15 protein-coding genes and 1 pseudogene are annotated in these 22654 nt (G+C 52.6%); 9 read left to right on the forward strand and 7 right to left on the reverse strand.

Translation table 11 applies throughout. The features are described 5' to 3' along the window. Nucleotides 1–29 precede the first annotated feature (29 nt). The 6 genes from Q0Y46_RS08595 to Q0Y46_RS08620 all read left to right on the forward strand — a co-directional run bounded on the left by Q0Y46_RS08595 (nt 30) and on the right by Q0Y46_RS08620 (nt 5785). Nucleotides 30–830 carry a hypothetical protein gene (locus Q0Y46_RS08595; RefSeq protein WP_297946661.1) on the forward strand — a complete coding sequence of 267 codons (801 nt, stop codon included), beginning with the start codon at nt 30–32 and terminating at the stop codon, nt 828–830. A 26-nt stretch (nt 831–856) separates the two neighbouring features. Beyond that, nucleotides 857–1585, forward strand: coding sequence for a response regulator transcription factor (locus Q0Y46_RS08600; protein WP_290956318.1), 729 nt, complete (start codon nt 857–859; stop codon nt 1583–1585). Then, nucleotides 1567–3375 carry a HAMP domain-containing sensor histidine kinase gene (locus Q0Y46_RS08605; RefSeq protein WP_297946663.1) on the forward strand — a complete coding sequence of 603 codons (1809 nt, stop codon included), beginning with the start codon at nt 1567–1569 and terminating at the stop codon, nt 3373–3375. Before Q0Y46_RS08600 ends, Q0Y46_RS08605 begins: the two co-directional genes overlap by 19 nt. 107 nt (nt 3376–3482) lie before the next feature. Continuing rightward, the gene (locus tag Q0Y46_RS08610; RefSeq protein ID WP_295684566.1) at nt 3483–4826 is read left to right on the forward strand and encodes an ATP-dependent 6-phosphofructokinase; all 1344 of its coding nucleotides are present in this window, start codon (nt 3483–3485) and stop codon (nt 4824–4826) included. Between the two features lie 34 nt (nt 4827–4860). Then, nucleotides 4861–5004 (forward strand): hypothetical protein, encoded by a 144-nt coding sequence (locus tag Q0Y46_RS08615; RefSeq protein WP_295684569.1) that lies wholly within the window; start codon nt 4861–4863, stop codon nt 5002–5004. Nucleotides 5005–5011: 7 nt separating this feature from the next. Further along, the gene (locus tag Q0Y46_RS08620; RefSeq protein ID WP_297946665.1) at nt 5012–5785 is read left to right on the forward strand and encodes a hypothetical protein; all 774 of its coding nucleotides are present in this window, start codon (nt 5012–5014) and stop codon (nt 5783–5785) included. Here the strand turns inward: Q0Y46_RS08620 and Q0Y46_RS08625 are convergent. From Q0Y46_RS08625 to pta, 4 genes and pseudogenes are all read right to left on the reverse strand, one after another. Then, a complete protein-coding gene (locus Q0Y46_RS08625) occupies nt 5782–5934 on the reverse strand; it encodes a hypothetical protein (protein ID WP_295684575.1) in 153 nt (50 codons plus the stop codon). The two genes, Q0Y46_RS08620 and Q0Y46_RS08625, sit on opposite strands and share 4 nt — an antisense overlap. 92 nt (nt 5935–6026) lie before the next feature. Continuing rightward, nucleotides 6027–11156 carry a hypothetical protein gene (locus Q0Y46_RS08630; protein WP_297946667.1) on the reverse strand — a complete coding sequence of 1710 codons (5130 nt, stop codon included), beginning with the start codon at nt 11154–11156 and terminating at the stop codon, nt 6027–6029. 123 nt (nt 11157–11279) lie between these two features. After that, nucleotides 11280–11831: pseudogene (locus Q0Y46_RS14935) on the reverse strand (hypothetical protein); the annotation flags it as partial. A gap of 220 nt (nt 11832–12051) precedes the next feature. Next, on the reverse strand, nt 12052–13452 hold the full coding sequence (gene pta / locus Q0Y46_RS08635; RefSeq protein WP_297946669.1) for a phosphate acetyltransferase: 1401 nt from the start codon (nt 13450–13452) through the stop codon (nt 12052–12054). A gap of 314 nt (nt 13453–13766) precedes the next feature. Between pta and Q0Y46_RS08640 the strand changes: the two genes are divergently transcribed. Continuing rightward, entirely contained in the window at nt 13767–17264 is a 3498-nt protein-coding gene (locus Q0Y46_RS08640; RefSeq protein ID WP_297946671.1) for a fibro-slime domain-containing protein, read from the forward strand. 102 nt (nt 17265–17366) lie between these two features. On the opposite strand, the gene Q0Y46_RS08645 is transcribed toward Q0Y46_RS08640, so the two are convergent. The 3 genes from Q0Y46_RS08645 to Q0Y46_RS08655 form a co-directional block, all read right to left on the reverse strand. Continuing rightward, nucleotides 17367–18902 (reverse strand): Rne/Rng family ribonuclease, encoded by a 1536-nt coding sequence (locus Q0Y46_RS08645; RefSeq protein WP_297946672.1) that lies wholly within the window; start codon nt 18900–18902, stop codon nt 17367–17369. Nucleotides 18903–19242: 340 nt separating this feature from the next. Beyond that, a complete protein-coding gene (locus tag Q0Y46_RS08650) occupies nt 19243–20079 on the reverse strand; it encodes a M23 family metallopeptidase (RefSeq protein WP_295685531.1) in 837 nt (278 codons plus the stop codon). 3 nt (nt 20080–20082) lie between these two features. Then, nucleotides 20083–20313 carry a hypothetical protein gene (locus Q0Y46_RS08655; protein WP_295685533.1) on the reverse strand — a complete coding sequence of 77 codons (231 nt, stop codon included), beginning with the start codon at nt 20311–20313 and terminating at the stop codon, nt 20083–20085. Between the two features lie 240 nt (nt 20314–20553). Here Q0Y46_RS08655 and dnaN point away from each other — a divergent pair, with 240 nt between their 5' ends. Both dnaN and Q0Y46_RS08665 read left to right on the forward strand, forming a co-directional pair. Next, nucleotides 20554–21675: a DNA polymerase III subunit beta gene (gene dnaN / locus Q0Y46_RS08660; protein WP_295685536.1), complete on the forward strand. Its 1122-nt coding sequence runs from the start codon at nt 20554–20556 to the stop codon at nt 21673–21675. A 241-nt stretch (nt 21676–21916) separates the two neighbouring features. Continuing rightward, nucleotides 21917–22639, forward strand: a complete 723-nt coding sequence (locus tag Q0Y46_RS08665) for a tRNA 2-thiocytidine biosynthesis TtcA family protein (protein WP_295685491.1) — start codon at nt 21917–21919, stop codon at nt 22637–22639. Nucleotides 22640–22654 lie beyond the last annotated feature (15 nt).

Raw genomic sequence — 22654 nt, forward strand, 5'->3', positions numbered from 1 at the left:
ATAGGAAAGTATTTAATCAGGAGCGCAACATGAACTTCAAAATTATCGCTACAGCGGCAGCACTGCTTGCAACTCAGTCGTTTGCAATCATTGGCGTCGGCGCGCATTATGCCCCCGGCTTTGGCACAAAAATGAAGGCCGGCCCCAAGGCCCCCGTTAATAAGGAAGGTTCTATCAAATTCAGCCACGAAGGCTTTGACGAGATGATGCAGGGCTTCGGTTTCAAGCTCTGGATAGACCTGCTCCCGATTATCGACATCGAAGGAACCTTCAACATCCAGTTCGGTTCTTACGATGCAAGTCTTTATGTTTTGAACCCGACTTCCGGCGTCGAATCGGAAATCCCTCTCGAAATCGAACTGGGCGGGACCCCGTTCGCCAAGGCCAACCCGAAGTACGTGGCCATGAACGGCGACCTCTCCATCACCTACCCGATTACTTCTCTCCCGATCATCCGTCCCTACATCGGCGGTGGTCTCACTGTGTTTGCCAACAGCTTTGTGTTGAACCAGGCCTACGTTTCCGCCCTGGTTGACGACCCGGCCATCCAGACATTGATTGCAGATGCCGCCGCCGGAGCAACTCCAGAAGCACAAGCTAAACTCCAGGAAGCCGGTGAAGCTCTCAAGCAGCGCGTTCAGGACAAGGCCGCGAAGGAGAGCATCAACACTAGCATCGGCGGTCATGCCCTCGTCGGTTTCCGCCTGAAACTCCCCATTATCCCCATCGCCGCGTACTGTAACTTCAAGTACTACTTCGGCGGTGAATATCCGAAGGAAATTGATGCCGGACACATGACTCTCGAAGTCGGCGGCGGCCTAGCTATTTAGAATTGAGGTCAAATAAAGGAAAAACAATGACACAGAATACGAGCAGCACGAATATTCTCATTATCGAAGACGAAATTGCAATCGCCGAAGGTCTGGTGGACCTTTGCGAATTGAACGGCTACAGCGTCAAGCACGTGGCCGACGGTGAAAGCGGCCTTAACGAAGCCTTGACAGGGCAGTATGGTCTTGTTCTCCTCGACCTCATGCTCCCGGGCATGGACGGCTTTACTGTCTGCGACAAGATTCGCGAAAAAGACAAGAGCCTCCCGATTATCATCCTCTCTGCAAAGAACGCCGATGAGGATATTATCAACGGTCTCAAGTACGGCGCCGACGACTACGTCCCCAAGCCGTTCTCCGTCCCGATGCTGCTCGCCCGCATCGAGGCTGTGCTGCGTCGCAGCCGCCAGACCATGGAAAACGAAGGCAAGCTCGTTGCTGGCAACCTCCGTGTGAACTTCCGCGAATACACCGGTACCCGCGGTACCGAAGAACTCGCGTTCACCCGCAAGGAAATTGAAATTCTCGAATATCTGTGGAACAACCGCGACCACGCCGTTCCTCGTGCCGAACTCCTCAAGAAGGTCTGGGGCTACGAGAATGCCGAATCCGTGGATACACGCACGGTCGACATCCACATCACCAAACTCCGCAAGAAAATCGAAGACGATCCCTCCCACCCGAAACTGCTTGTCACGTTCCGCGGCGAGGGCTACCAGATGCGCTCTACGCCTGAATGCGAAAAATCCACCTAATATTCGTCGCGATATTTGTTGCCATTGCGATACCGGTCATCGTCTTGTTGGCCCATTCGTATTCGCAATTGCAACAGAATGCGCAATACGCCTACAGGGAACATGCCTTCCTGGTTCTGCAGATGCTGAACCAGCGTTTTGTCGATGACATGACCATCGAGGACCAGCGGTCGTATTCCGAATACCGCTTTATCCGCGCGGTCCCCGTGATTGGCGGCGAAGAGATTACGCTCTCGGAACTCGCGAACTTCCCCCTCCGGAGCCACTTCAAGGGAATCGTCGGGCATTTCCAGATGGACCCTGACGGCACACTCCGCACGCCTATCCTCCCCGATGGTGTCCTTGAGAAAATTCCGATGGCCGACCGCAACAAGCGCGAGGCGGTGCTCTACAAGATCCAGACAATCCTCATGAAGCAGAACTTCAGGATTGGCGAAATCAACAACATCAAACCGCAACCCCGCGACTCCATCGAATCCATCCTCGACCAGATTTACAAGCAAGACCTTGGGCTTTCTGCAAGCAAGAACCAGAAGAAACCATACACGCCCAAAAGGGAAAAGCGTTTTGAACAAACTTCCGAAAAGGAATCGTTTGCGTTCAACGTCGAATCGACCCGGATGGACGCTTACGGCCTCTTGCGCACCAATATCGATACGACCCATGTAATGGAAGTAGAAATCGAGCCGTTCCAGGCAACGTTCGATAACACGTACATCATCTTCTACCGTAACGTCAAGCGCGGCTCCGAGATATTTGTGCAAGGCTTCATCGTGGAACTGCGCACCTACCTCACGAACCTCGTCATGAACGAAATCAAGTTCTCCCCTCAAGAACAGAACCTGGTTATCGAGTTCGTAGGCCAAGACAAACCGCTCGTCTCTTACGGCGACCTCAACAAGTCCTCTACACTGTTATTGAGCACACCTCTGCCCTCGCCGCTCGGCAGCATCTCGCTCAACATGTACGTCACGCAAAAGCAGAGCGCACCGGGTAGCGGAATCCTCCTGTTCCTCGGCATCGCCATGTTGGTCGTGTTGGGCGGCGGTCTCATCTGCATCTACAAACTCACGCAGAGCCAGCTCGCTCTTGCTTCCAAGCGCCAGGACTTTGTCTCTGCAGTCAGTCACGAACTCAAGACTCCGCTCACCGCCATCCGCATGTACGCAGAACTCCTGCAGAATTCCTGGGTGGCCAACGAAGACAAGCGGCAGAAGTACTACAACCAGATTGCAAGCGAAACGGAACGCCTCACGCGCCTCATCCAGAACGTGCTGAACCTCTCCAAGCTGGACGGCAACCGCTGGAACGTGCAGCTCCGCAAGGAACGCCCGAAGGGCGTACTCGACGACTTTGTCGCGACATACAGCAAGAACGTGGAAAAGCAAGGCTTCGAGCTCACTGTTTCTTCTGATACCGACGTCAAGGACATCACGCTGATGATGGACCGCGACGCCATCATGCAGATTCTCATGAACCTGGTGGACAACTCGCTCAAGTTCTCGAAGAACGCGGACTACAAGATGATCAACATCGAGTTGCGCCTCAAGGATACGGACCTCTACCTCGCCGTGCGCGACTACGGGCCAGGTATCCCGCAGGCCGAAATGACGAAGGTGTTCCAGGAGTTCTACCGCGTCGAAAACGAGATGACGAGGCAGACGAGCGGTACGGGTATCGGCCTTTCCATGGTCAAGAAACTTTGCACGCTCACCAACATGAAAATCGAGCTTGAGAACGCGAATCCCGGCCTGCGCACGAAGATTCACTTCCCGCCTCTGTCCATCTAGGGCATTGCAGTTCCCGTAACAAAAAAGTTTCACTGGCATGGCAATACAAGCCTGCCAAAAAATTTGTATTTTCATTACGGCTTTCAAGTGCATAGCCAGAGGTATTTATGACACAGGAAGATATTCTGCAGAACCCGGAAAAGTATGACCTTTCTATTGAATCCGTTGGCCAAGGGACGCTTCGCTCGCCCATGAGCGGCGTGCCCTTCGTCTCCGATTCAGACCGCGTCGCGCTCACTACCGACACAAAGAAATTGCAGGATTTTTTCAGCAAAGGTATCGAAGTCCCCTCGCTCGAGACGGCCGGCCCGCGCGAAACCATTTTCCACGACCCGGCATGGACACGTGCCGGCATTGTCACCTGCGGCGGCCTTTGCCCGGGTTTGAACAACGTTATCAAGAGCCTCGTTACCGTGCTCTGGTTCGACTACGGTGTGCGCAACATCTTTGGCATCCCTTACGGCTACCGTGGGCTCAATCCCTCTTACGGCTACCCGCCCATCATGCTCAACCCGGACGTGGTTGACGCCATCCAGGACGACGGCGGCACCATCCTCGGCAGCTCCCGCGGTAACCAGGAACCCTCCGTCATGGTCGACACCCTGATGCGCCTGAACATCAATGTGCTGTTCTGCATCGGCGGCGACGGCACGCTCCGCGGCGCGCACGCCATCGCGCAAGAAGTCAAGAAGCGCAAGCAGCCCATCTCGGTCATCGGCATCCCGAAGACCATCGACAACGATTTGAACCTCATCGACCGCACGTTCGGTTTCGAGACCGCCGTGCTCAGCGCGACCAACGTCATCACGAGCGCCCACAACGAGGCGAACGGCGCCTTCAACGGGCTCGGCCTCGTGAAACTCATGGGCCGCGACTCCGGATTTATCGCCGCCTACGCGGCACTTGCCACCACGGTCGTGAACTTCTGCCTCGTCCCCGAAGTCCCCTTCACGCTTGAAGGCGAAAACGGGCTCTTCAAGGCGCTCGAAAACCGCTACGACTGCGGCAAGACGCATGCCGTGCTCGCCGTCGCCGAAGGCGCAGGCCAGCACCTGTTCGACGGCCAAGAAGAACGCCGCGATGCAAGCGGCAACATCCTCAAGAAAGATATTGGTGAATTCCTGACGCTCAAAATCAAGGAACACTTCGAAAAGGTGGGCAAGGAAATCAACATCAAGTACTTTGACCCGAGCTACACCGTGCGCAGTATCCCCGCCAAGGGCACCGACGCCATCTTCTGCTACCAGCTCGCCGAAAATGCGGTACATGCCGCCATGGCAGGCAAGACGGACATGGTCGTCGGCAGCATGAACGGCACGTTCTCGCATGTGCCCATAGAATACGCCGTGAGCGAACGCCGCAAAATAGACCCCAACGGAGCGCTCTGGCACGCCGTACTCGGCGCAACACGTCAAGTAGACTATTTCACAGGCAAACGCCGCAAAAAATAACCCACTTTTCTGATTGTTTTACTAAGTTGTTTTTATGCTGAAAAAAGAAGAAAGAATCCTCATTCGCACGGCACTTATGGAGTACAGGAAAAACCTGTTCAAGACTTTCCACGGACTTGACGAGGAAAAAAAGACCCTCGCTGGAGTCAACCACATCTTGCAGAACTGGAAGGTCTAGCCCGCAAATGAATGCCCGCATCCATCTTCTTTCACTGATTCTCCTTTGCGCAGGAGTCGCCACGGCAAACGAAGACCTCCGTTTTGCTGATTCCTGTTATGCAGCGAGAGCCGAACGCTCTGTCGAAGACAGGGCGGATGCAGAAAATGCGAAGAAGATGATTGCCGCCTACAAGCGCGCCCAGACAGACCCCGCAGTCGCCGAAGCCGCAACGGCGGGCGTCGTGAGGAGCATTTACTATGCCTTCCGGTTTGTCCCCTTCGAAAAGAAGCAGCGGGCTGCACGTCTCGACACGCTCAAGAACGTTTCCGAGGCCGCTTACGCCAAGTACCCGAAGAACAAGGAAATCGCCCACATCTACGCCTCATCGCTTTCGATGTGGGGGGCAGAACGTGGCCCGCTCATCTCCGTCAAGGAAGGCGTCGCCAACAAGGTCCGCGATATCGCGACTGCGGCAAACAACTACCAGATTCTCGGGCGAGCCCACCAGCTTTTGCCCTACATTCCCATCATCCTCTCGTGGCCCGACAAGGCGCTTGCCGAAAAGTACCTGGTGATGGCACTGGAACAAGATCCCAAAGATTTGTACAACTACTTCTTCCTCGCAGAACTGCGCTTTGACCAGAAGCGCTATGCCGATGCGCTCAACATCATCAACCGCGGGCTTGCCAGAGGAATCCGCACCAGCGACTTCCTCGAAGACAAACGCGGACGCTGGAAGCTCAAAGAACTCCAGAAGAAAATCAACGCAAAGCTAGATAAGAAACAGGCGAAAAACTAGTTCTGGCCGGAGCCAATCACAACGGGTATGTCAGAAGGAAGGCTAGCTTCAAGCAAATTGCAACGAGGCTTTAAAACCTCCACCTTCATCTCGGGGGTGGTGTACTGCTTCTTTTGTTGTAAATCCATGTTCTTAAGAGCATTTTCCATATAAAGCCTCACCTATTCATAAATAAAAATAATAAACAAGTGCGCGGCCATGGCGGGTTCTGACCCGCCATCACCGGCACAAATTTCGCTATTTAGCGCTTTTTCCCGACGTACACGCCCTTTGCCTTGGGCTTTGCGTTCAAGCTGCGGCCCTTGAGGTCGTATGTGCGGGTAACGGGCGTGAACTCACCAGTGCGCGTATTGATGCGGCCAATGACGGTCGTCTTCTTTTCGCTACCCGATTCGCCCGAACCGATACTGGCACGGCTCTTGCCTTCGACAACCACGACCTCGATTTCTTCGGGGAGTTCGTTGCTACGATCACGCCATACGGACACATGGCCTGCTGGGGCGGGCCTCGGCTCTCCATTGGGAGTGCTGTACTTCAGGTAGGCGCGCAACGGGCGGATAAAGGCGCCGGAACCCGCCTTGACAAACTGCCCGATTTCGGCACCGTTTGAGGCTGTCGCGGCAAAACCATAGACACTGCCTAGGTCGGTATCGCCCTCTTCCCATTTCTTGTACGCATAGGTTCCGATGAACTGCCAGTCACCCACCTTGGCCACTGCCGGCTCGGTCTTCTTGATGGTATAAAGCGAACGATTAAAGAAAAGCGTTGTATCGGTCATTTTCAACATGTAGGGCGTATTCGCCTTGATGAGGTTCCCCATGTAAGAACTGCAATCCCTATCGGGCTCACCGTCACGGCACCAAACCCGGTTCATCTCAACCTGCAATTTTCCATTTTCTTCAATCATCTGCGAGAATTCAAGGATATCGTCTAAGCCGCCGACGCTCGCGGGATGGAATCCAAACGGGAAAACAATCGTGGAATACTTGCCCGAATCATTCGCCGTTACCGCAAAATTACGGATAAATTCAATATCGGCAACGTCAATGTCTTCTTCGATATTCACAGTATCCTTGCCATCGTACAAGCCATCGATACGGGCAAGCCTGTTTCCATTAAAGGATTGGTAAATTGCGATAGCAGAGGAACCCGATTTTTTCAAGACATCCACCTGCAAATCCGGATATTCGCCATTTCCTTCACCATTCGATTTCAGCTGGAATGCTAGGCTCCGGCCTGTACTGTATACATTTTCAATGTAACTATTGCTATTAGACATTTTTGCGAGTACTTTTGCATCCGTATTCGCGCCGTCGTAAATGAACAAGGAGTCCTCTCCGTCAGCAAAATATGTGTTGCCTCTTACACGGAGCGAATAACCTTCGGGAGCTGTCAACACGAGGACGCCATCGCTATTGTTGCAATAATCCCAGTTCCCGCAATCTGTACGGACTGTCAATTCTCTGATACCTTCCTCTGGAATATCAATCCAGGACGTATCGGTTGCCGGAATCCACGTCGTGAAGTAACCATATATCAAAGGACTGAAATAGGCATCAATTTCAACATTGCCTTCCGGCATTACAAACTTGGCTTCGTTTCCAGAATACCATGTTCCACCTATCGGAGTAATAGTGGAGTATTTGCCATACACATCCCTCCACCATATAGCGAAATTATCGAGCAAATAGCCGTTATTAGGAGTCGCCACAAGCGTAACAGTATCGCCTACCATAGCCGAAAGCGTGTCAGCAACCATGCTACCGAAGCTCGCATCATTTAAGGTTATAGAATATATCCCGCTCGCATTTACAAGACGTATGTTAGCGTATATACCACGACCATTCCCTTCTCCATCCGATTTGAATTTGAATGTAAGAGTACGGCCCGTACTCCGCAATTCGTCTATTTCACCACCAATCGATACCTTTACGAGTTCTCGCTCGGCATCTATTCCATCTCCATCGTAAATAATCAAGGAGTCGCCTTCATCAGAAAGATCAACTTCCCCGTCAGTAATCATCAATTTATAACCTTCGGGAGCCGTCAAGACGAGTACGCCATCGTTATTATTGTAATAGAAATAATCTTCGCGACTGTAATCATTATAGACCTGAACCGATGCCATTCCTTCCGGAATATCCACCCTAAGTGTATCCGCTCTGGGAATAACCGCATCACCATATTCTGCTTCGAAGATATATACTTTGAGAGAAAGATCTTTTTCCGGCATTACAAACTTAAACTGGTTCTCATACCATGCTGAAAAATTGCAGTTTTCAAATTCATACAATGTCGTTTTCAAATCATATGCTTCAACACAAACATTGTATGATTTTATGTCCGTCGTTATATTCAATGTGACCGTATCACCCGGCGCTGCGCTTTCTGGATAACCGTCAATTGTTCCACCCTGAACTTTGGCAAACTCAATCCTATATTTTTTATTGGGATCAATAATCGTTACAAGCAAATTCATTCTCATATAGGAATCACTAGATTCATAATGGAGTGTCAATGTATCTCCAGAACTATTCAAATAGATATCGTTACCTTGGTCCAGCTCCCAAATTTTTGTCGCACCTGTTCCGGAACCATCAAAAACCGCCATTCCAGCACCGTCGCCATAGGTTTTCACATCTCCAGTCAACTGGAACTTGCGCCCTTCGGGTGCCACCAGCACAAGCGTGCCTTTGCATGCATCATAAACACATTCACCATTAACATTAAACGACTCTACATCCGCAGGAATAGTGGCAAATACAGAATCCCGTTGCGGCATCTCGATAAAGAGCCCTTCGTTAGCCGTCGTCACCTTTTCGACAAATTCAACATTGACCCTGACATCTGCATAAGGCATTGTGAAGGAATAGTCGTTACTTGTATACCATGTACCACCAGTTATAGGGAGAGACCACGATTCATCGTTCAAATCCAAATAAGCCTCCGCATAAATACTGCCTATCATGTAACCTTCGTTAGGTGTCGCCGTCAAATTAATCGTATTCCCCGTCGATGCCGATGAAAGGTCACCTCCAGCATAACCATTCCCGCTATAATGCACATCGACATTGTGCGTAACACTTGCATCGACAAGCCTTACAGGTATAGACATGTCATATTCACCTGTCCCGACATAAACAAGAGTCAGGTCCCGCCCAGTCGTTATTCCCGACATCAATTCAGCACCCGAACCAACAGGGTCCGCGAATTCACCATCGTAAGCGTTAAATCCAGAAGTATATTCATGATTCATATTCTCAACTAGGAACCAATAACCTTCCGGAGCCTTCAATATGAGAGGCTTAGCCGCTTCCCACACGCCAACTCCCTGTCCATTCACGTAAAATTCTTCGAATCTAGCCGGGATTGTTGCCCTAATGGTTTCGTACCGGGACACAGCAATGTTTGGCGTTTCTGATTCGCTTGCAAAGTAAGGCTCAATATTAACATCTTCGCCTGGCATCAAGAACGTCACCTCGTTCCCTTCGGAATACCATGTTCCACCTGTCTTAGAAATCTCCCATCCAGTATTTTCGCCCCAAATTCTCACGTGATGGAGATAATACCCAGGATCAGGCGTCACCGAGAAAGAAACAGGCGTGTTCACCTTGGCAGAAACCGTATTGGGAACGATATTGCCATTACTGTAATCCCAGAAAGAGACTGCATAATCTTTGTTCGGGTCGACAACAAGGAATATCAAAGCTAAACCATTGCGCTTTTGAATAGATTCACCCATTTCTTTATAATGGATTGTCAAATCATTGCTAGAAGCAACCCTGCTGCTAATATAAATCCCGTTAGGTGCCTTCAAGAGTGTATCGCTACTATTGTAGATATACAAGGAATCAGCGGAGCCTCGGCCCGAAAAATCTCCCATCACCTGGAGCACTTTTCCTTCTGGCGCAGTTAATGCAAAATAGGCGTCGATTTTTTCATCTGTATAATCGTCAGAAATCGTGAACGTTTTTATTCCATCCGGAATGGTCATATTTTCTGTTCCCGAATGGTTCATACTTAAATAAAAATGCCCATAAGTAAGATTTTCAAAATGCGGGGTAATGGTTACATCTGTTTGCGGCATCACAAACGAGATTTCATTATTGGAGTACCAACTGGCAGTATGCTCTACATTGCTCAAATATTCATCCCAGACATTTTCATCTTGAACAAGGGCCTTGTCAAGAATATAACCCGCATCGGGAGTTGCCGTCAAGGTCACCACTTCGCCAGGCATCGCCGTTGCCGGAGGATTGACAAAACCGCCATGTTCTGCTGTCTCGATATTGATGGCATGGGGACCATTCGGATCCACAACTGTTACGGTCAAGTCAAGACCATCATAAGTCGTGCCGCCACTCGTTTGGAAACTGAGCATGACATTTTCACCTGTGCTCAATTTTTTCGGAACATTCCAAGTGCCATAAGAATCGGCCGTAAACCATGAGCCCACATTGACATTATCTCCGTCATACGCGGATAATAGTCCCGTCCCAGAAGAGTTATTACCGCTCCGGACTTTTATTGTACCCGACAAGCGAAGCTTTTTCCCGCTGGGAGCAGTCAGCAACAGGTATCCATCACAGTTAGGGCTATACTTACCTGTTTCGCCTCCATTGTCATAGACCTTGATGGTATTGATTCCTTCAGGAATTGCCAGCTCGAAAAATCCATTTTTCAACATGTTGATGCTTGGGCCGTCTTCAATGCGAACAAATACAGGCTTAATCTCTACGGCCGAACCGGGCATTTTGAAGGACATTTCACCGGATTCATACCAAGTGGCATTGCTTACTTCTACTTTCAATCCTTCTGCATCAAAGACTTCGACATAGTCAAGCATATAACCATTGTCCGGCGTCGCAGTCAAGGTGACAGAGGTATTTGCAGTAGCAGAACTGACTGACGGCGAAACCGTTCCTCCTGTGCCATTCGTGACGGTTATATTATTAACTTCATTAGGATCTAGAACGGTCACGCGGAACGCATCACGGGAACGAAAACGTCCATCGGCCCTGTAATGCAGAGTCATAACATTTTGTGTGCTGATAAACCTTCCCATGTCACGAACCGGCACTTTTCCCAAAAGATTCGCATCGTCGTTGATTCCATCGTACACATAAAGAGAGTCGTTGCCACTGTTTGAATTATCTTCGCTCATTATCTGAAGAATTTTTCCTTCAGGGGCGTTCAACGCGATATCAATGTCTTCAGTTCCGTCGCCTTTCGGTTCAATCAAGAACGTACTTACCTCATTTGGAATGATTACAGGAAGCATTCCCGATTCCGGCAAATCGTATTCTGATATTTTGAGATACTTGTCAATTTCTTGAAATCTTAATTCTACCGTAGCATCGGTATTTGACATTGTGAAAGTAGCGGTATTACCAGAATACCATTGACCACCGGTAAATCCTTCTAAGAAACGTCCGTAATCATCGTAAACTAAACTGTTGCCAAGTTCATCCACAACATTTATTGATTGCAAAACGTAACCTTCATTAGGGGTCACGGATAAAGAAATCTGCGTACCACCTACAGCCTCCGTATGTGATGCTGAAACACTCCCGTTCGCTACTTCACCAATTACAATGGCATGGGGTACAGTTAGATCGACTAGTGTTACAGTTAAAAACAAGCCTGCATTTGTGTAATCTGGTAATGTTTCAAAATTAATAAGCATACGCTGTCCAGAACTAAGCGTATTAGGGACATCTTCATATCCGTCTAAATAAGAGATCTTTCGCCGGCTTGCTATATTATCGCCATCATAGGCACTCAAAAATCCGTATGTCGTCCTTATATACCCCGTTAAACGGAGTAGATAATTTTGAGGCGCAACTAATACAAGGTTGGTTTCGTTACTAGAAGAGGGGATGCTGTAATTACCTTCCGCTCCACCATCATCATACACCTTGAACGTCGTCACGCCATCGGGGATTACCAGCGTGTCGGTCCCGGTCGCGGACATGTTGATGTAGTAGCCACCATTGCCATCGTCACTCAGTTCTCTTTGTGCGGCCCATGCGTTTGTTACCGTCATTGTGGCAAATGCTAAAAACAGGATTGCACTCCAAATTCCCGGTCTTGTTTTCACTTTTCTACTCCTTAGAAATGTTTTGTAATAAAATTATATCATCAAAGAAATGTTGTCAATAAAAAAATGACAATAGAGCGAAATTCCTATTGCATACAAAAAAAGCCCGGAACTTTATCCGGACTTCTTTGTGAATTTCTTGGCTTTGCCTGGAATGGCAGCTTGCTTACCCGGCCTGCACGGCGGTGAGCGCAATCGTGTAGACGATGTCTTCAACGAGGGCGCCACGGCTGAGGTCGTTCACGGGCTTGGCGAGGCCCTGGAGCATCGGGCCAATGGCGATGGTGCCATGGGCGCTGCGCTGCACGGCCTTGTAGCCGATGTTACCGGCAGAGAGGCTCGGGAACACGAACACGGTCGCCTTGCCGGCGACGGTGCTGCCGGGGGCCTTCAGGGACCCGACACTGGGCACGGTCGCCGCATCGTACTGGAGCGGGCCGTCCACGAGCATCTCGGGGCGGGCTTCCTTCACAATCTTGGTGGCCTCGCGCACGAGGTCGGCATCGGGACCCTTGCCGCTATTCATGGTGCTGTAGCTCAGCATGGCCACGCGACTCGGCAGGCCAAAGGCCTTGGCCGTGTCGTCGCACTGCATGGCGATTCCTGCAAGTTCTTCGGCGGTGGGGTTCAGGTTGATGGCGCAGTCGCCGTAGATGTACGTCTTACCGGGCATACACATGAAGAACACGGAGCTCACGGACTTCACGCCCGGGGCGCACTTGATCACCTGCAGGGCCGGACGGAGCGTGTCGGCAGTGGAGTGGATAGCGCCGGAGACGAGGCCGTCCACTTCGCCCATCTTAAGCATCATGGTACCAAGCATCACGTTGTCGGCGAGGGCAGCGCGGGCCTGGTCTTCGGTCATGCCCTTGGACTTGCGGAGTTCCACGAGGGTCGGTACGTACTTTTCGGCAAGTTCGGCAGAGGGTTCGATGATTTCGATGTCGGCGGGGAGCTGAACGCCCTGTTCCTTGGCAACGGCGAGGATTTCGTCCTTCTTGCCGATGAGGACCGGCACGGCAATCTTGCGGTCGATCACGAGCTTTGCGGCCTGCACGGTACGCGGTTCGGAGCCTTCGGGGAGCACGATGCGCTTCTTGGCCTTGGAGGCCTTGAGGAGGAGGCCGGCGCGGAACATGGCCTGGCTCGTCTTGCGTTCGGCGGGCTCGGCGGCGAGGTCGGCGGCAAGGCACTTCCCGCACTTGAGCAGGCGGCACGGGCAGAACAGGTCGGCGTCTTCGCTGTCGGAATAGATTTTCGCATCCAAGGCGGTCGCGAGGGAGTCGTTGAAGCTCTGGGCGACCACGTCGCTCATGCCGGTGGCGCCTTCCACCACGACGGCGTCCACGGAATCAAAGCCTTGCTGCAAGAAGTCGGCGCAAATCTTTTCCATGAGGGTGGCAGTCTTGCCGGCCTTGATTTCGGCAGCGGCATCGGCGGCGGCCACGAGGGAAAGCGGATTGTAGGAACCCACCACCAGGCCAGCCTGGGCGGCGGCATCCTTGACTTCTTGGACCTTGGCGGCCATGCTAGAAGCGGCCGTCACGACTAGGTAAACTCGATTCATTTTTAACTCCATTTTTGGAAAAATTGTTTTTTATGTCCAAAAAAGTAGCGAAAAATGGGCAAAAAAGTGTGAAGATATTCACCGAAAAGTGCCCTTTTCCCGACCCCTCCAGGAAGTCCACCCCGTTTCCCTGTTTGTTTTCGCAAAAACGGGTTCTCCCTTGAGGTTTTCTCAACAAGTTTTACCTTAGGCTACTTTTTGTTTGCTTGACTTCGCTATTTCTTGAATATATATTTAATATGTAATTGTATTTGGGTTAATCATTTATCAACGTAATTAGTCGCCCCACTGGTTGGGATTCTAGGAGCGCAATAATGAAGAATAAACTTCTATTCGGTATTGCCCTATGCTTAGGGCTGTGTTCCATGGCCTCCGCGCAATTTGGAGGTCCTGGAGGGCGAAACAACGGGCAGACCACCGAAGAACCGGCGGCCGATCGGGGCGGTGCAGGCACTGAAGCCGACGACCCAGCTGAAACCACCACGCCTACGCGTCCTGGTGGCAACACGGGCCGTCAGACCTCCAATACCGTTACCATCCGTTTCATGACCCCGTGGACGAACTCCTCGGCCATCATGCACGCAGGCAACGCCACCGACTCGATGAAACTCGTCAAGAACTATTGCGGTTGGTTCGAGTCCAAGGTCCCCGCCCCCGGCGAGGGCCAGAGCGCACAGATTTACTTCACCCAGACCCTGGGCGGAACACCCTACGGCGCGGGCGGTCTCAACAACACCGACCCCATCTCGCTCGATAGTATCCTCGCTACCGGTGCAACGACCGTCTGGATTAAGCCGGTCCCGTTCCCGAATGGTACCCCCACCCTCTACAGCGACTTCCCCACTGGCTCCCTGGGTGTTTGCACCAAGAAGCTCCCCGTCATGGTGTTCGACTGGTATCACGGTGAAAATGGCGATGGAGGCGTCAGGACATCAACAAGAACTAATAGAGACTCCACAGTCACAACAACAACAACGTATGGCAATGGCGCCAAGGACCAGGACCCAACCCTCGGCCCCCTCTACGCCACTAGCAATGACTTTGGTTCCGGTGGCTGCGGTCGCCGTACCGCCGGCATGGTCGAACCCGTTCTCGGCCCGAACGGAGTCCCCGTCCGTGCTGCCGTGTTCCCCGAAAGCTGCCAGCTGACCGAACATATCAACAACTGGTTCCTGCCGCAGGTGGTGGCGCACGATGCTGCGGGCAAGGAGTACACGAACGCGACTTGCCGCGAAATCGAACTCGAAATGGACGAAAACGGCATGTGGCTCGGACAGAGAGACAAGAACAGCCCCGCAGGCGGACTCTTCCTGCTCGACGACTTCCAGTTCCTAGACCCAGCTGAAACAGTCAAAAACCCCTTCTACGACAACCTGAGCGGACAAGGCGCCAGGGGCGGCAAGCATAATTTCGGCTTCACCATGAAAATCCAGGCCCAGTTCGAATATGTTCCCGGTCAGTACTTCTCGTTCTTCGGCGATGACGACGTGTGGGTGTTCATCAACAACCGCCTCGTCGTGGATATCGGTGGTCAGCACGCACAAGAAGAAGGTGCAGTCGACCTTGACACCCTAGGCCTCACTCCCGGTGTGACCTACCCGTTCCACATTTTCTATGCTGAACGCCACATTTACGAATCCAACTTCAAGATGCTCACCTCCATCGACCTCCAGACGGAAGCGAGCCTGCTCCTGAACGACCTCTCTACAGACGAACGTAACCTCCAGTACGACATTTGGCAGATTGTCCGCGAACAGCAGCTCTCCTGCGACTTCTCGAACACCATGCAGACCAAGGATACCACGAGAGCGCCGTCTAACTTCAACCTGACCGGTGGTAACCTCCCGGCCAATGGCGTGTACCTTGACTCCGCAGGCACCTGGTACGGCGGCATCATCATCAACAAGGATATGTCTGGCTTCAAGGTGAATGTCGACGCCATCAAGGAAGCTCGTGCCCTTGCTCCGGGCCAGTACTGTGTTCGCTTTACCCTCCAGGCCGACCCGACCCAGGGTGACGAAGTCTGGTTCGAAGTGGATGCCTACGCACTCCCGACCGTGGTATTCGCCGACGAAAAGTGGAAAATCCTCGGCAGCAACCTGAACAGCCAGGTGACCCCGATTGGCGAATGGGCTTTCCAGAAGTATCAAGTCAACGTCCAGTACGAAGAAGAATGGGCAGCAGAATACAACGACGAAATTCTCTACATCAACGCAACAGATGAGCTGATCAGTGTCGTTGACGAAGCTGGTAACCCGATTTCCTTCATCACGCTCACAGCAGGCAAGGGAACCTTCTATATCATCGGTAAGGGCGAAGTCGTGAACGCCACCTTGATGGTCAGGGGCGCCGCCTCTGCCAATACCGCCGCCTGGACAAACATCAACCTCAAGCTCCCGCCCGTACCGCTTGTTGACTACGCCATCATGTACGACCGCGACGGTGATGGACGTGCCGATAGCCTTTATGTCAAGTACACGAAGGAACTCATGGGCAAGAGCAAGATTGACTCGCTGCAGTTCACCTTCGGCGACCAGTTCCCGGTACGCACCACGTATAACCGTGCCGGAGACTCGGCCCTCGTTCTCGTCGCCGACAACGGCGGATTCGGAAGCGCCGTGTTCACAGGCACCAACGACACGCTTTACCATGGCATAATCGAGACCTGGTTCACCTTCTCCGATAACGGCGGCAAATCGGTATTCCCGGTTACCGGCGACATCATCGACCGTGTGAACCCGATTATCACCTCTGCCGAAGTTGAAATCACGGACCACAACACGAACCTGGTCATTACCTTCAGCGAAGGCATCGCCGACAGCAGCAAGGGCTACTACCTGGATATGTTCTATTACAAGTGCTGGCGTGCTGGCTCGTTGAAGGACCCCATCAGTCCGATGTCTGTGAGAGCCGTGAAGCCGAATATTTGGAAACTGCCATTCAACGGCGGCTTGAACGATGTCGTCCCGGCTGTGGGTGACTCCATCCGCCTTGTTCCTGGCAATGCTCCCTTGTACATCACTGGCACCAACGTAGCTTACGACTTGTCCGGAACTACGCCGCACTTGCTCAACCCCTGGGTCCGCATCACCGGCGACCAGGAAGTCCAAGTGACTAGCGCTCCGGTCGCATCGGTCAGCGCCGATAACGAATTGACCCGTGCAATCGTCACGAACAAAGAAGCAACGGTGCCCCAGCTGATTACGGATCTGACCAAGGACGTGAAGGAAATTGTCAACGAATACGGCGTGCAGGGCCACCTCATCGGCTTTGACATGGCGCAGCTCGCCCAGAACGAGAACGCGGCCGTCGTTGCCGATATCGACAAGGGCAAGCTCACGGTTGACATCCTCCGTCAGATTGAAAACAAGGAAATTTCCCTCAAGAAGGCAAAGAAGACTTACGGTTTGAGCGATGCTACCGTGAATGCCATCAAGGAAGGTACGCTCAACTCGAACAACTTTGCTGGAGTCAAGAACGGCACCGTGAAGGTGATGAGCAAGGACAATATCACGCTCCACTACGAGACGACCTACTTTACGAGTCTCGGCCACTATGTGAACGGCGAATCCGGCACAATCGCCTGCGCCGACACAATCTATAACGGTGACTGCTTGAACAACGGCGGCAACCTGTTCCTCGCCTGGAACATGAGAGCAACCGACAACCGCCTTGTCGCAACTGGCGTGTACATCGCCCGTCTGCAAATCAAGGTGAAGGCCGGCAAGAAGGTCATCTCCGAGATGACGCGTGACATGCTCTGGGGCGTACGCCGCGGCAAGGTCAATGCGCTCGACCTGGACATCAAGTAAGTTTCTCTACACGACAAATAACGCCTCGCTTTGCGGGGCGTTTCTTTTTTATACAAAGAAGGCCGGACAATGTCCGGCCTTCCACATAAACTAACAGAATCGTTACACGAAGTTGTACAAGTCCGTGATGTCTTCGTTGTTCTTGTCGTACATCCAGAACTGGTTCACGTGGGCGCTTTCGTCTTCCACGAGAGAAATCTTCATGTTGTGCTTGTATTCCAGGTAGTTGAACATGCGGTTGAGGTCGCGGCAGAGCACGTCCACCACGGCAGGGCTCACCACGAGGGTCACCTCGCGCAGCTTGCCCTTCGCCTTCGCACGCGCCATCCAGCGGTCGATCATGCCGAGCGTGGATTCCAGCGTAGCGATACGTCCACCGCCGTTGCACACCGGGCAGCGTTCCGTCTTCTCGGTCATCAGGTTCACGCGGACGCGCTTGCGAGTGACTTCCATGAGGCCGAACTGGCTGATGGGGGCCGGGCTGATAGGCGCCTTGTCGCGGCGGATAGCTTTGCGGAATTCCTGGTACACGGCCTCGCGGTCGGCATCGGTCTCCATGTCGATGAAGTCGATGATGATGAGGCCGCCCACATCGCGCAAGCGGAGCTGCTTTGCGATTTCGTGGCAAGCGTCGATGTTTGTTTCGAGGATGATCTTGCTCTGGTCCTTGCCGTGAACCTTCGGTCCGGTGTTCACGTCGATAGACACGAGCGCCTCGGTCTGCTCGATCACGAGGTTACCACCGCGCGGCAGCGGGACCTGGCGTTGCAGGGAGCGCGCATAGTCGTTCTCGATCTTGAAGTATTCGAACAGGCTTTCGCTGCTGCTCCAGAGTTTCACCTTGTCGAGCTTGTCCGGCGAGAGCACCTTGAGGTATTCGCGGAGGGCAAAATATTCGTCGCGGTTGTCGATATACACGTAGTCGGTATTATCGCTGAAGTATTCGCGGACGGTCTGTTCAATAGAATCGGATTCTTCGTAGATGCAGGTTTCGGCAGGCTGGTTTTCGAAGTTGTACTTCGTCTGTTCCCACTTGCTTTCGAGTTCGCGCATCTGCTTGTTGATTTCGAATTCGGACTCGTTCAAACCGTTGGTACGCACGATATAGCCCACGTCGCGGCCCTTGAGGCGGCGGACCACCTTCTTGAACTCGCGGCGCTTTGCCGGATCGCGTTCGCGCTTCGAAACGCCGATAAAGTTGGTGCCAGGCATGCAAACGAGGAAACGGCCTGCAAAGCTCAGGTGCGTCGTCAGACGGGCACCCTTGGTGCTGATCGGTTCCTTGACAACCTGGACCATGATTTCCTGGCCTTCCTTGAGCAGTTCGTCGATGGAAATTTCCTTGGACGGTCCCCCCTCGTCGTCGTCGTCGCCGTACTCGCGGCGGAGGAGCTCGTTTCTGTCCATCGCATCGTCCTGGTGCAGGAAGCCGGCCTTTTCAAGGCCGATGTCGATGAAGGCGGCCTTGAGTGCGGGGAGCACCTTCTGGACAACGCCCTTATATATATTGCCCAGAACTCGGTTAGACGAAACACCTTCAACAACTAGTTCAACGAGTTCGCCGTCTTCCATTATGGCGATACGCTTCTCGTAAGGTGTTTTGCTAATCAAGATTCCGCGCTTACACTTATTTGCCATTAAAACTCCTAAAGGGTAAAGCAAAACTTGATAGATATCCCCAAGACAGGCCCAAAAGTATGGACCTCGTCCGAGCCTCCGGTGTTTCTTGACGGAAAGTACCGCCCGCCCGCATCGCAAGACCTGGGGACTTTAAATATAATAAGTGGTTGGTGGTTGGTGGTTAGTTGTTAGGAGGAAATAGGGGTAATCAACCTAGATGAGGCTCGAGGCTCCAGGCTCGGGGCTCGAGGTGCGAGGTTCCAGGCCCAAGGCGGGGCGCGGGGTGCGTGCCGTGAATTGTGAGATATAAAGTTCCAGGCGCGAGGGCAGAGTTCGTGCCCCCGAGGGTGGGGTTACGTTACTTTGTTATAAAAAAACCTTCCGGGTCAACCGGGGTGCCGTCGATGCGCACCTCGTAATGCAGTCCGATGCTGGACTCGCGGCCGCTCTCGGCAATGAGTGCAATCGGGTCGCCACGGGAAACCTTCTGGCCCGACTTGACCAGCGCGGAACCTAGGTGGGCGTAGAACGTGCGCACGCGCTTCGTGTGCTCAATTTTCATCGTGAGCCCGAACCCGCGATGCGAGCGAATTTCGACGACGGTTCCCCCTCCCGGGGCAAAGACGGTGTCACCCTCTGCCGCAACAAAGTCAATGCCTCGGTGCGGCAGGTTCTGCTGCGTAAACTGGTCAAAAATCATCTCGAAGCGGTTCTTGACTGTCGGGGAATTCTTGATGGGGTGCAACACTGGGATGCTTGCTGCCAAAGCGGAATCGGCCTCCAGGAGCTTGACCGCCTTGCGCATGGAGCGCTCAATCTGGAGGACTCCCTTGCGGTCTTTCGCCATCGGGGCCATCTCGTCGTCGGCACCGGCGTTCTCCAGCGAAAAGCCCATACCGCTCAGCACCACCGTGCTGTCGCGCAAAATGCGGGCCTCTTCGGCCTTGAGGATAGACTCGTCCACCTTCTCGCGGATTTGCTTAATCTGCTTCTTTATAAAAGAATTCTGCTTGTAAACATCAACAACGTTCCCGTCGGAAATGCGTTCGGCAATCTCCGCCGGGGAAAACAGGATAAAGCCGAGCAAGGCAATAATGCAGGCAACAACGCCCACGACCAACTTCCACACTGGGAACCTGTAGTTCCTGGTGCCCGACGTGTTCTTGGAAAAAACGTGTACTTCTATTTTCTTCACGGCTTACCGGATACCCTTCAGTTCTCTGAGTTTTCTCAGGCGTTCCTCGATGGAACCCACCAATTCCACGATAGCCGGATCGCTCTTCATGACCGACACGAGGTCGCCCAGCACGGCGTGGTACACCTTTTCGCCCAGATTGCGGTAGTCGGCAGCCAGCTTAGCCTCTTCACCTGTAACATCGACGCGATTGCGCACCATGTCGGCATAAGACTTGGCTTTATTTTTCAGCATATTTAGAGGGATTTTGTGCATGGTTTTTTCCTCACCGCTCTCTAAAATAGTAGATTTTTGGACATAAAACAATGGAGATTCCCTATGAGTCGTAGTGAACGCAGGCGTGCAAAGCAAAATGCCAAGAATTTTGTCCCCAAGAAGTCCAACGCTCTTGATAAGCGCGTCATTGTCCTTCTAGCGGTTATCGCAGTAGTGTTTTTCGTAGGAACAATGCTTATACAAAGAGGTGCATAATCCATGAAGTTTTCTATTGACAAAACCGTTCTTCAGAATGTTCTGAAATCGGCCATTACCGCCGTGCCGAACAAGTCCACCATTCAGGTGCTCAACAACTTCTCCCTGCGCCTCGAAGGCAATTTCCTCGAAGTCAGCGCAACCGACCTCGACCTCGGTATCAGGGTCAAGGTCGAAGTCCAGGGCGAACGAGATGGCGCGGTCGTCATTAACGCACGCAAGTTCTCCGACCTTATCAACAACTTGGTGGACCCGAGCATCACGACCATCAGTCTCGACGTGCAGGACTACCTCGCCAAGATCCAGTGGAGCGAGAAGGGTAAGGCCTCCATCACCGGTTTTGACGCAAGCGACTTCCCGCCGTTCCCCGAAATTGAAAACGGCGAGACCTTGAACTTCGCGGCTAGCGAACTCGCATTCCTCGCCGAGAAAACCTTGTTCGCAACTTCCACCGACTCCACGCGCCTCAACTTGAACGGCGTCTATCTGGAAGCCAAGGACGGAAAGATTTCCATGGTAGCGACCGACGGTCACCGCCTGGGCCGCGCCAGCATCGACCAAGAAGGCGCCAACCTCGAGAACGGCGTCATCATCCCGAAGAAGGTGCTGCAGCACATCCTCCATGTCGCCAAGAGCGATTCGAACATCGAAGTCCGCACCTCCGCGACGCACATCCTCTTCAACACGGATTCTACGCAGGTTATCTCCAAGCTGTACGAAGGTCCGTATCCGAACTACCGCGCCGTGATTCCGCAGAACTTCGAACGCACCATGCAGGCCAACACTCAGGACTTGCAGAACAAGATCCGCAGCGTCATTTCCATGGCGAACGTGCGTACGCGCCAGATTCGCCTGCAGATGGACGGCAACAACCTCGAACTCAGCGCAACCGACCCGGATGTCGGTGGCGATTCCCGCGAAGCACTCGCCGTGACACACAACGGTGAAGGCAGCTTCTGCATCGGGTTCAACGGCCAGTACCTGTCCGAAATCCTCGGTTTAAGCAAGAGCGAAGAAATCGTGATGAAGATGAACGCCCCCATCGGCGCCTGTGTCATCGAGCCTGTCGGCGAGAACATGGGATTCAGCTTCCTCCTGATGCCGCTGCGCCTCGTCGAGGACTAACAAGGATAAAGAATAAACTAATCGGGCTTCGCGAAAGCGAGCCCGTTTTGTTTGAGACGCGAGCAATGAGCAGTGAGCGATGAGTCTTTGAGAGACTAGAGAATAGAGGCTAGTGAAAAGAATCACGCACTTCGTGCGTTAGTAACAGACGGCGAAGCCGTGATATTTCTCCCTAGATCCTAACCCCTAATCACTTCCTACTGTCTACTTCCTACTGCCTACTTCCAACTTCCTACTATTCATGTCATCAGCAATTCGTAAACGTATCAGCAAAAAAATCACCAAGGCGCTTCACGATTTCAAATTAATCGAGGACGGTGACAAGGTGCTCGTCGCAGTGAGCGGCGGCAAGGATTCGAGCGTGCTGCTGATGGAACTGGCAAGCCGCATGGGCAAGTTTTTGCCGAACTGCGAAATAGGCGCCATCCATATCCAGAGCGACTTTGCCGACAAGGCCCCGCGTGAATTCTTGCAACGCATGGCAGAGCAATACCCGCAAATTCCCTTCTATTTCAAGGACGTGGCCGTAGAAGGACGTCTCAAGGAAGGCCGCAAGCTCAACTGCTACTGGTGCAGCACGCAACGCCGCACCGAACTCATCAAGTTCGCCCGCGAAAACGGTTACAACAAAATTGCGCTCGGCCACCACATGGACGACATCGTGGAAACGCTTTTGATGAACATGCTCTACAAGGGCGAGTTCAGTGGCATGCCGCCGATGGTGCCCTACGAAAAATATCCGTGCAGTATCATCCGCCCGCTGTGCTACTGCGAAGAAAGTGAAATCATTGAATACGCCGAAGATGCCGACATCCGCAAGTTCACCTGCACCTGCGAGTTCTCGAAGGCATCCCACCGCAAGAGCATCCGCGAAGAAATCAAGAGCCTCACCAAAGGCAACTCCACGCTGAAAGCTAACTTGTTCGAAAGCATGCGGAACATCCGCATGGATTATTTGCTTTAAAAAAATTTAGAAGGT

The organism is uncultured Fibrobacter sp. (assembly GCF_947305105.1).
GTDB lineage: Bacteria > Fibrobacterota > Fibrobacteria > Fibrobacterales > Fibrobacteraceae > Fibrobacter.